Genomic DNA, 7,446 nt, shown 5'->3' on the forward strand with positions numbered 1-7,446 from the left:
GGGGAAGCGACCGCGGAGGACCGGCGCAAGAAGCTCTTCGGCGCGTTCGACAAGTCCGCGAAGCCCACCGAGCCGGAGGAGCTGGAAGGCGCCGAGGACGGCGACCCGGACGGTGACTCCGCGGTGGCGGAGGGCGAGCGGTACTACGGCCTTCTGAAGTCCCAGGTGCGCCGTCACTACAACGTGGCGGACACCATCCCCGACGCGGAGCGCCTGTACCTGAAGGCGCAGGTGGCCATGAAGCTGGGCCGCGCGGGCGAAGTGCTGGACGTGAGCCTGGCCAAGGCCAGCGGCAACGAGCTGTTCGACTCGGCGGTGGTGGCCGCCGTGCGCAAGGCATCCCCCTTCTCTCCTCCCCCCGATGCGCTTCGCGACGCGCTCCAGAAGAACGGCGTCGTCCTGGTGTTCAGCCCATGAAAGCCCTCCTGCTGTCGCTCCTCCTGGTCCCCGCGCTGGTGCTGGCGCAGGCGCCCGTCATCGAAATCTCCGGCGCGAACTTCCGCCCGCTGCCGCTCGCGGCCCCCGCGCCCGTGGTGCAGGAGGGCGCGGACAAGAAGTCCGCGCAGTCCTTCGACACCGCCTTCACGTACGACCTCACCGCCTCCGGCATCTTCCAGGTGCTGGACCGCGCGGGCTTCACCGCGGACGCCAAGGAGGGCATGACGGCGGGCAGCATCAACTTCAGCCGCTGGGCGGACGTGGGCGCGGAGTCGCTGGTGAAGGTGTCGCTGGCGCAGGACGGCGGCGCGCTGCGCGGCGAGCTGCGCCTGTTCAGCGTGGCCACGGGCAAGGAAGAGATGAAGGTGTCCAAGGACGCACCGGCCGGTGAGCCCCGGCAGCTGGCGCACGCGCTGGCGGACGCGCTCTACCGGCACTTCACCCGCGAGGCGAGCCCCTTCCTGTCGCGCATCACCTACGTGCGCAAGGCCGCCGCCAACCGCGACGTGTACGTGGCGGACTGGGACGGCATGAACGCGCAGGCGCTCACCAAGGGCGGCACGCACATCCTCCCCACGCTCAGCCCGTCCGGCCAGGTGGCCTACACGTCCTACCGGAAGAACCGGCCGGACATCTACGTGCAGTCCCCCGGCGGCGAGGCGAAGCCGCTGGTGACCGACGGCCAGATGGCCACGGGCATCGCGTACTCGCCGGACGGCAAGCGCATTGCCTATGCGCTGGCGGAAGGTGAGAGCGCGCAAATCTACGTCGCCGCGGCGGACGGCTCCGGCGCGAAGGCCGTCACGGACACGCCCTACGGCCTCAACACCAGCCCCACCTGGTCGCCGGACGGCAAGCGCATCGCGTTCGTGTCCAACCGGGGCGGCAGCCCGCAGGTGTACGTGATGGGCGCGGACGGCTCCGGCGTGAAGCGGCTCACCTTCCAGGGCAACTACAACCAGACGCCGGACTGGTCGCCGCGCGGGGACCTCATCGCCTTCACCGCTCGCGACGAGCGCAACGCGTTCGACCTCTTCACCGTCAACGTGGACACGGGCAAGGTGACGCGCCTCACGCAGGACCAGGGCAACAACGAGGAGCCCACCTTCTCTCCCAACGGCCGGCTGATCATCTTCAGCACCAACCGCAACGGCGGCGCGCACCTGTGGGTGATGACCGCCGAAGGCAACAACCAGGTGCCGCTGCCCATGGAGAAGGGCAACTGGCTGACCCCGGACTGGGGCACCGCTCCGGCGGCGAAGTAGTCCGTCACTGCGGGTGACGTTGACAGGGGGGACGCGCCGGGGTGCATTGCGCACCCCATGAGCGCTCCCCTCCCCGCCCACAAGACCCACTGGGGGTTGGACCCCCAGGTCGTCTTCCTCAACCACGGCTCGTTCGGCGCCTGCCCCAAGCCGGTGCTCCAGCACCAGTCGGAGCTGCGGGCCCGGCTGGAAGCGGAACCCGTGCGCTTCCTCGCCCGCGAGGCGGAGCCGCTGCTGGACGAAGCGCGCGCGGTGCTCGCGGCCTTCGTGGGCGCCAGCGCGGATGACCTGGCGTTCGTGCCCAACGCCACCACGGGCGTGAACACCGTGCTGCGCAACCTGCGCTTCCAGCCCGGCGACGAGTTGCTCACCACCGACAACGAATACAACGCGTCCAAGAACGCGCTGGACGTGGCCGCCGCGGAGAAGGGCGTGAAGGTGGTGGTGGCGAAGCTGCCCTGGCCCGTGAGTTCGCCGGAGTCGGTGGTGGACGCGGTGATGGCGCAGGTGACGCCTCGCACGAGGCTGCTCCTCGTGGACCACATCACCAGCCAGACGGCGCTGATCATGCCGCTGGCGGAGCTGGTGCGAAAGCTGCGCGAGCGGGGCGTGGAGACGCTGGTGGACGGCGCGCACGGGCCGGGCATGGTGCCGCTGGCGCTCCAGGAGCTGGGTGCGGCGTACTACACGGGCAACTGCCACAAGTGGCTGTGCGCGCCCAAGGGCGCCGCGTTCCTGTACGTGCGCCGCGACCTGCAGGCGGACTTCAAGCCCATGGTGGTGAGCCACGGGCACAACTCGCCGCGCGCGGACCGCTCGCGCTTCCGGCTGGAGTTCGACTGGGTGGGAACGGTCGACCCCACGCCCTTCCTGTGCATCCCCACGGTGATCCGCTTCATGGAGGGGCTCGTTCCGGGCGGGTGGCCGGAGGTGATGGACTCCAACCGGCGGAAGGTGCTGGCCGCCCGGCGACTGCTGGACGCGAAGCTGGGCAACGCGACGCCGCTGTGCCCGGAGTCCATGGTGGGCAGCATGGCGTGCGTGGCCCTGCCGGACGGCTTCCCGGAGCGCCCTGAACCGCCGCTCTACGTGGATCCCCTCCATGTGCGCCTGTTCGAGGAGCACCACATCGAGGTCCCCGTCACGGCCTGGCCCCGGGCGCCCCGGCGGCACCTGCGGCTGTCCGCGCAGCTCTACAACTCCGCGGCGGACTACGAGGCCCTCGTGCGCGCTTTGGAAGCGCTGCTGCGTTGAGTAGTGTGCGCGGCATGCCGCGCTTCGCATCCATCGATATCGGGACCAACTCCGTGCTGCTGCTGGTGGCGGACCGCCAGCCGGACGGCCGCTTCCAGGCCGTGGTGGAGCGCGCGGAAATCACCCGCCTGGGCCGGGGCGTGGACACCAGCCGCGTGCTGTCCTCCGAAGGCATGGAGGCCACGCTGGCCGTGCTGGTGTCCTTCGCCAACGAGGCCCGGGAATTGGGTGCGGAGGCCATCGCCGTGTCCGCCACCAGCGCCGCGCGCGACGCGAAGAACGGCGCGGACTTCATCGCCGCCGCCAAGGCCCGCGCGGACGTGACGGTGGAGATCATCCCCGGGGAGATGGAGGCGCAGCTGTCCTTCGCCGCGGTGGCCCAGGACTTCGCGAGCGAGGCCGCGGGGCCGCTGCTGGTGGTGGACATCGGCGGCGGGTCCACGGAGTTCATCTACGGCAGCGACGCTGACACGGTGGCCTTCCGCCACAGCTTCGACGTGGGCGCCGTGCGGCTCACGGAGCGCTACGTGCGCACCGACCCGCTGTCCCCCGAGGAGCGCGGCGCCATCGAGGCGCACCTGCGCGACACCTTCTCCGCCCTGCCCCCGCCTCCCCCCGGCGCGATGCTGGTAGGCGTGGCCGGCACGGTGACGACGCTCTACGCCGTGCAGCACCAGATGGCGACCTACGACGCGGAAGCGGTCCATGGCGGCACGCTGTCCCGGGGCGAGCTGGACGCGCTCACGGACCAGCTGTGCGCCATGCCCCTGGACGCGCGGCGGACGCTGCCCGGCCTCCAGCCCAAGCGCGCGGACGTCATCCCCGCGGGTGCCCTCATCCTGCGTGAAGCGGTGAAGGCGCTGGGCCTGGATGCGTGCCGCGTGAGCGACCGCGGCCTGCGCTGGGGCCTGCTGGCACACCGCTTCGGCTCTGGCTCCTCTCGCTCATGAACGCCTCCTCCCCCGCCGCTCCGTCCAGCTCGCACGCCACGCAGTCCGTGCGCGCGGGCTACGCGCTGTTCATCCTCACGCTGATCAACCTGGTCAACTACCTCGACCGGTACATCATCGCCGTCGCGCTGCCGGAGATTCAGAAGGACTTCGGCATCAACGACGCGCAGTCCGGCCTGCTGGGCACCGTCTTCATCATCGTCTTCATGCTGGCGTCGCCCCTGGGCGGCTTCCTGGGGGACCGCATCCCCCGCCGGCTGCTGGTGGCGGGCGGCGTCATCCTGTGGAGCCTGGCCACGGGGGCCAGTGGCCTGGCGTCCAGCTTCACGGCGCTCCTGCTGGCGCGCGCGGTGATTGGCATTGGCGAGGCGGGCTATGGCGCGGTGGCGCCGTCCATCATCTCCGACCTGTATCCGCGCGAGCAGCGCACGCGGATGCTGTCGTACTTCTACATCGCCATCCCGGTGGGCTCCGCCATGGGCTACGGCCTGGGCGGGTGGCTGACGCAGACGTATTCGTGGCACGCGGCGTTCTTCGCGGGCGGCGTGCCGGGGCTCGTGCTGGGCACCATGGCGTTCTTCATGCCGGAGCCCCAGCGCGGCGCCATGGACGGGCCGGACGCGGCGGTGAAGCTGCCGTTCATGGAGGGCCTCAAGGGCCTGGGCCGCAACATGGCCTTCTGGGCCACGACGGCCGGCTACACGCTGATGACGTTCTCCATTGGCGGCCTGGCGTTCTGGATGCCCACGTACCTGGTGCGCGAGCGGCACCTGTGGCTGGAGCACCCGGGCCGCGTGGGCCTGGTGTTCGGCGCCATCACGGCGGTGGCGGGCCTCACGGGCACCGTGGCCGGCGGCTGGCTGGGCGACAAGATGGACCGCAAGCGCGCGGGCGGCGGGTTGTGGCTGTCCGGCATCGGCCTGCTGCTCGCGGCGCCGTGCATGTACCTGGCGGTGAACCTGAAGGACACGACGCTGACGTTCGCGGCCATTGGCGTGGCGCAGTTCCTCATCTTCCTCAACAGCGGCCCCATCAACGCGGCCATCGTCAACTGCGTGCCGCCCGCGTTCCGCGCCTTCGCCATGGGCCTCAACGTGCTGTGCATCCACATGCTGGGGGATGCCATCTCGCCCACGCTCATCGGGCATATCGCCGACATGGCCAGCCTCCACACCGCCATCGCCATCAACGCGGTGCCGGTGCTGCTGGGCGGACTGGCGCTCCTCCTGGGCGCGAAGCTGTTCCGGGAGGCCACGCCGCGCGTGCAGCAGGGCTGACCGCCCTCGTTCGAAACGCCGGGGCCCGGAATGCATCCGAGCCCCGTTCAGTTCACCCGAGCAGGTTCACTGCTCGCCGGGGAAGGAAGCGGAGGCGTTCGTGACGGTCGTGCATTCGCATCCGCTGCATGCCTGGGACACGCCCTCGGGCTCCCTGGTCGTCGCGTGCGGGCACGCCCCGCAAGCGCCCTCTCCCCACACCGCTTCGCATCCGCAGGCCGTGCTCGCGCTCTACACGGGCGGGCGGGCCGTCATCGACCAGCGCACCCGGCTGACGGTGTCCGCAGGTGACGTGATGCTCATCCCCGCGGGTGAGAAGCACCGCACGGTGGTGTCCGAGCGGGCGGAGGTCTGGGGGCTCGGGTTCCATCCGTCCGCCTTCACGCACACGGAGGTGGGGCCACTGTTGGAGCCCTTCGAGCGCGTGCGCCAGGGCGCCTCCGCCGTCGTGCCGATTCCTTCCGGGCGCCAGGAGCACCTGGTGCGGCTGTTGTCGGAGCTGCACGCGGAGACGCGCGCACCGCACCGCGCGATGGGCGAGCAGGTGACGCGCAGCCTGTTCTCCCTGGTGCTCGCGGAGGTGACCCGCTCCAGCACGTGGACTCCGGTGGAGTCGCGGGCGTCGCTCGTGGGGGATGCGCTCACGTTCATCGAGCGCCACTGCCTGGAGCCCATCTCGCTGCGCGAGGTGGCCGCGGCCGTGGGCCGTTCGCCCGCGCATGTCACCACCGCGCTGAAGCAGGCCACGGGCCGCAGCGTGGTGGAGTGGATCATCTCTGGACGGATGGCGGAGGCACGACGGCGGCTGATGTCCACGGACGAGCGCGTGGACATCATCGCGGAGCGCGTGGGCTATGCGGACGCCACGCACTTCATCCGCCTGTTCCGGCGCGCGGAGGGCCTCACGCCCGCCGCGTGGCGCAAGCAGCACCGCGCGCCGTCCGCGCACTGACGGACCTTCGTCTCAGTGCGCCTTCTGCCGTGAGGGGGCGGGCTTCCCCGTCACCTCCGTGAAGCGGCGGTCCGCGTCCTCCAGGATGAGGGCGTGGTTCATCATCGCCGCGGCGATGGTGCCCGCGCTGGCCGCCGCGATGGCCGCCTGCATCGGCGTCGTCATGTCCCCCACCGCGACGACGCCGGGCACGGACGTCTCTCCCGTGGGGCTCGCCTTCACGTAGCCCAGGTCATCCAGCTCGAGCCCCAGCCGCGTCACCAGCTCGTGCTGCTTCTGCGGCGGCGCGGAGAACATCACGCTGCGGGCGATGCGCGTCCCGTCCTCCAGCTCCACTTCGGCCAGGCGTCCGTCCTTCCCATGCAGCGCGCGGATCTTCCGCTCCTCCAGGGGGATGCCCAGCGCCTGGAGCTTCTCGCGCTGCTCCGGTGACACCTCGAAGGCGCCGTGGGTGAAGACGATGAGGTCCCTGGACCAGTTCTGGATGATGGGCGCGCCGTCCAGGTACTGCGGGTTCTTCGCCAGCATCGCGAACGGTTGGTCCTGGACCTCCCAGCCGTGACAGTAGGGACACTGGAAGATGCTGGGCCCCCACAGCTCCTTGTAGCCGGGGATGTCCATCATGACGTCCACCACGCCCATCGCCAGCAGGAGGCGCCGGGCGTCCACCGACGTGCCGTCGCCCAGCGCCACGCGGAAGCCGCCCTCGTGCTTCTCCACGGAGCCCACCCGCGTGTCGCGCACCTCCACGTTGGGATAGGCCTTCAGCTGCTCGCGGCTGATGCGCCGGAACTCCGGTGGCGGGATGCCGTCGCGCGAACCGAAGCCGTGCATGTGCTCCGCCGCCGCGTTGCGCGGCGTGCCCGCGTCACAGAGCAGCACCTTCTTGCGCCCGCGCCCCAGATACAGCGCGGCGTTGAGCCCGCCAGGGCCGCCTCCCACGATGACCACGTCGTATGCCGCCATTGCCCTGCTCCTCATGCCGGTCGTTGATTCCGTTCGGGGAACCTAACGACCGGCCCGGGATGGCAGGAGAGCGGGCCTTTCGACGGCATCGGCGGATCTTCCGGTCCGCCCACGCCACCCGCTACCGAGCGACGGGCGCGTCGAGCTTCGGCCGGTACTCCTCCGCCAACCGCTCCACCTCGCCCGCCAGCCGCTCCCCTTCCGAGAGCAGCCGGGCCTTCAGGCGCTTCCGGTTGCCCAGCGTGAAGAACAGCTCCAGGTCATGACGGATGGCGTCCCAGCGCTCCGCGAAGGACAGCGTGAACAGCGCCAGCGGCGGGATGCCCACGAAGGTCCCCAGCCCC

General features: G+C 70.8%; 7 protein-coding genes and 1 pseudogene. 6 read left to right on the forward strand and 2 right to left on the reverse strand.

Annotation, left to right across the window (positions count from 1 at the left end; genetic code table 11):
* The 6 genes from D7Y11_RS40265 to D7Y11_RS40290 all read left to right on the forward strand — a co-directional run.
* Window positions 1-417 (forward strand): energy transducer TonB (locus D7Y11_RS40265; RefSeq protein ID WP_148139270.1); only part of this gene is annotated, 417 nt, incomplete at its 5' end.
* Window positions 414-1,703, forward strand: coding sequence for an LpqB family beta-propeller domain-containing protein (locus D7Y11_RS40270; RefSeq protein ID WP_126936325.1), 1,290 nt, complete (start codon window positions 414-416; stop codon window positions 1,701-1,703). The genes D7Y11_RS40265 and D7Y11_RS40270, both read left to right, overlap by 4 nt.
* 57 nt (window positions 1,704-1,760) lie before the next feature.
* Window positions 1,761-2,957, forward strand: coding sequence for an aminotransferase class V-fold PLP-dependent enzyme (locus tag D7Y11_RS40275; protein ID WP_126936326.1), 1,197 nt, complete (start codon window positions 1,761-1,763; stop codon window positions 2,955-2,957).
* Window positions 2,958-2,971: 14 nt separating this feature from the next.
* Window positions 2,972-3,907, forward strand: a complete 936-nt coding sequence (locus D7Y11_RS40280) for a Ppx/GppA phosphatase family protein (protein WP_126936327.1) — start codon at window positions 2,972-2,974, stop codon at window positions 3,905-3,907.
* Window positions 3,904-5,184 carry an MFS transporter gene (locus D7Y11_RS40285; protein WP_120581250.1) on the forward strand — a complete coding sequence of 427 codons (1,281 nt, stop codon included), beginning with the start codon at window positions 3,904-3,906 and terminating at the stop codon, window positions 5,182-5,184. The genes D7Y11_RS40280 and D7Y11_RS40285 overlap by 4 nt, the downstream gene beginning before the upstream one ends.
* Before the next feature lie 100 nt (window positions 5,185-5,284).
* Window positions 5,285-6,136: an AraC family transcriptional regulator gene (locus D7Y11_RS40290; protein ID WP_126936328.1), complete on the forward strand. Its 852-nt coding sequence runs from the start codon at window positions 5,285-5,287 to the stop codon at window positions 6,134-6,136.
* 12 nt (window positions 6,137-6,148) lie between these two features.
* Here D7Y11_RS40290 and D7Y11_RS40295 read toward each other — a convergent pair whose 3' ends face one another.
* Window positions 6,149-7,102 (reverse strand): NAD(P)/FAD-dependent oxidoreductase, encoded by a 954-nt coding sequence (locus D7Y11_RS40295; RefSeq protein ID WP_126936329.1) that lies wholly within the window; start codon window positions 7,100-7,102, stop codon window positions 6,149-6,151.
* A 121-nt stretch (window positions 7,103-7,223) separates the two neighbouring features.
* Window positions 7,224-7,446: pseudogene (locus tag D7Y11_RS40300) on the reverse strand (acyltransferase); the annotation flags it as partial.

Source organism: Corallococcus sp. AB018 (assembly GCF_003986945.1).
Lineage (GTDB): Bacteria > Myxococcota > Myxococcia > Myxococcales > Myxococcaceae > Corallococcus > Corallococcus exiguus.

Excerpts from the sequence above, each read along its gene's own strand:
- D7Y11_RS40270 (WP_126936325.1), top strand. The coding sequence starts at position 414 with ATGAAAGCCCTCCTGCTGTCGCTCCTCCTGGTCCCCGCGCTGGTGCTG.
- D7Y11_RS40275 (WP_126936326.1), top strand. The coding sequence starts at position 1,761 with ATGAGCGCTCCCCTCCCCGCCCACAAGACCCACTGGGGGTTGGACCCC.
- D7Y11_RS40280 (WP_126936327.1), top strand. The coding sequence starts at position 2,972 with ATGCCGCGCTTCGCATCCATCGATATCGGGACCAACTCCGTGCTGCTG.
- D7Y11_RS40285 (WP_120581250.1), top strand. The coding sequence starts at position 3,904 with ATGAACGCCTCCTCCCCCGCCGCTCCGTCCAGCTCGCACGCCACGCAG.
- D7Y11_RS40295 (WP_126936329.1), bottom strand. The coding sequence starts at position 7,102 with ATGGCGGCATACGACGTGGTCATCGTGGGAGGCGGCCCTGGCGGGCTC.